The organism is Leisingera sp. SA215 (genome assembly GCF_055902035.1).
The window spans coordinates 1-2,353 of record NZ_JBVVXU010000074.1 but is presented as its reverse complement, the minus strand read 5'-3'; the positions used below and the strand labels follow the sequence as shown (position 1 = coordinate 2,353).

Sequence of the window (2,353 nt, the reverse complement as noted above, 5' to 3'; positions counted from 1 at the left end):
TGTCCGGCCTCACATGATGATGTCTCCGTCAATGGTATTATTTCTTCATCGGCGCTCGAGGTGAGCTCTCTTTCGGCAGACCCTTGTCTGCAAACCTCACATCCGGCGGGACCAGCATCCCAACCACTGTCCCGCATTCGGGACCGGAGAACTCCAAAAGAACGGCACCACTCTGTGAAAACGGCATCTATTGTGCCACGCCGGACAACGGCGACGTTCCCTCGGTCACCAAGCCGCCATGCCGTCGCAAAGCAGCCTGATCTCATTAGCTGTCAGGCGGCGGGTCCCAAGGTCGCTCCGTGTGGGACCACTCCATCAGTGGCGAACCGCCAAAGGGCAATCAGCAGCTTTCGGGCAAGCGCAACGATCATCACCTTACGCACACGCCGGCCGGTCTGGCCTGTTCGCTCCCGGAACCAGGTAACCTGCGCGGCACCGGGCTGGTAGCGTAGCCAGAGCCACGCCAGTTCGACCATCGTCGTTCTAAGCCGCCTGTTTCCGGCTTTCCCGATCCCTTGCTCACGCTCTACTCCACCGCTGTTGTAGGGCGTCGCCGTAAGACCAGCATACGATCCCAACGCCTTGCCATTGGCGAAGTGGCGCACGAAAGCCTCGCGAACCAGCACGGTGGCGCTCTGCACCCCGATACCGCGTAACCGGCAAAGCTGCTGGATCATTTTTCCGGCCTCATCCGCAGCGGGTTCCTTAACCACGGCATCACGCTCCCGTTCCAGCTGAGCGATCTGGGTGAGCACGAGCTCGAGCCTGCTCAATAGCCGGTCAATCTTTGCAAATGCGTTCGGCGGCAGCGGCTCACCGAGCCCGGTGCGCAAATCCATCAATCGATGCCGGCGACTCTGGAGGAGCGGATTGTAACCCTCGACGCCTAATGTCGCCAGTACGGCGCCGATCCGGTTGGTCAGGCTGATCCGCTCGGAGATCAACTCCGTTCGCTCGCGGATGCATCGCCGTGCATCCTCGTCGGCTTCGTCCGGGATTGGCACCATGGAACAGACCCGCGGTTCTCCGCAAAGCCACGCCATCAGAGTGCGGAGAAGCAACTCGGCATCTATACCATCGGATTTGGCGCGGCGCATGCGGCGATCAACTGGAACACTCGAAGGCTGGACAACGTGGACCTCCACGCCCTTCGCGATCAACCATCGCGCCAGCCAGAATCCGGACCATCCAGCTTCATAAATCGCGATCACACGATCGACTCGAGAGCCAGCGGCGGCGGCACGGGTCCGATACCCATCGATTGCCGTTTCAAGGGCCAGCTTATCAGGTGCGATCATAGTTCTGGTCTTAGATTGCGGCAGACCAGGCACTTGTGCCGCCAGGACCCAAGACTTGCTGCTCAACTCGATCGCAAGGACAAGCGTGCGGTCGTATTGAACAGATTTCGGCGTATTGAGTGAGTACGACATGACCAGTTCTCCTATCATTGGCATGGCGCAGCCTATCCGCTCTGCGCCACTAATCATGGGATCTGTTGGTGCGGCAGCACATCAGCCGCAAACCCGAATGCAAGAGCAATCGAAATGATGATGATCAATGCAGCCGCTACCGGAACACCCCGTGGTATTGCCAGGGCAGGCACTGCCATGCCGGGATCCAAGGCTACGCAGGTTCAGGCAAAACCTTCATGATGGAGCGGATGGCTCACTACGCCGGTCAAAGCGGTTACGAGGTCAAGGGCTTTGCTCCAAGCCACCAGGCCGTTCAGGAACTTGCCAGTGTCCTCGGCGGTGCGGAAACCCTCGCCAAGGTCACTACCGCTGAGCGGCATCATCCGCAGGACGTGGACAACAGCAGGACCATTCTTGTGGTCGATGAAGCCTCAATGGTGTCCGCCCAGGACATGCGCAGCTTCATGGATTACGCCGAACGCACCGGCGCCCCGCGCGTCGTCTTCGTGGGTGACACGCAGCAGCTCGACGCGGTTGCGGCCGGTCAGCCCTTCGCCCAGATGCAGAAAGCCGGGATGCGGACAGCGGTCATGGATGAGATCCGCCGCCAGCGGGACGATGATCTAAAAGCAGCGGTCTATCACTCGATCCGGGGCGAAATCACGGCAGCTTTCAACCGCATGGAGGACAATGTTCTGAAGGTCGACGATCCCCGGCAAGAGGCCGCAGAAAGGTTCCTTGCTCTCACCCCGGCCGAGCGGCAGGGAACCCGGATCCTCGCCCTCACCAACGCCGCCCGCGCAGAAATCAATGAGGCGGTGCGCGACGGCCTTCGGCAGGAAGGCCGCATCGCGTCCGATGAGGTCAAGGTGAACGGTCTGCTGAACCGCCAGCTCACCGAGGCAATGCTTGCCGACGCCCGCAGCTACGCCCCTGGCGAT

At 60.7% G+C, this 2,353-nt stretch carries 2 protein-coding genes; one reads left to right on the top strand and one right to left on the bottom strand.

Features of this window, described 5'->3' with window-relative positions; all coding sequences use genetic code 11:
- Positions 1-272 precede the first annotated feature (272 nt).
- The gene (locus AC0KW6_RS22970) at positions 273-1,430 is read right to left on the bottom strand and encodes an IS110 family RNA-guided transposase (protein WP_474035269.1); all 1,158 of its coding nucleotides are present in this window, start codon (positions 1,428-1,430) and stop codon (positions 273-275) included.
- Between the two features lie 68 nt (positions 1,431-1,498).
- On the opposite strand from AC0KW6_RS22970, the gene AC0KW6_RS22965 reads away from it, so the two are divergent.
- Positions 1,499-2,353: AAA family ATPase (locus tag AC0KW6_RS22965; protein WP_474036229.1), on the top strand; the 855-nt coding region annotated here is incomplete at its 3' end.

Coding starts and splice junctions, on each gene's coding strand:
- AC0KW6_RS22970 (WP_474035269.1), bottom strand. CDS start 1,430: ATGTCGTACTCACTCAATACGCCGAAATCTGTTCAATACGACCGCACG.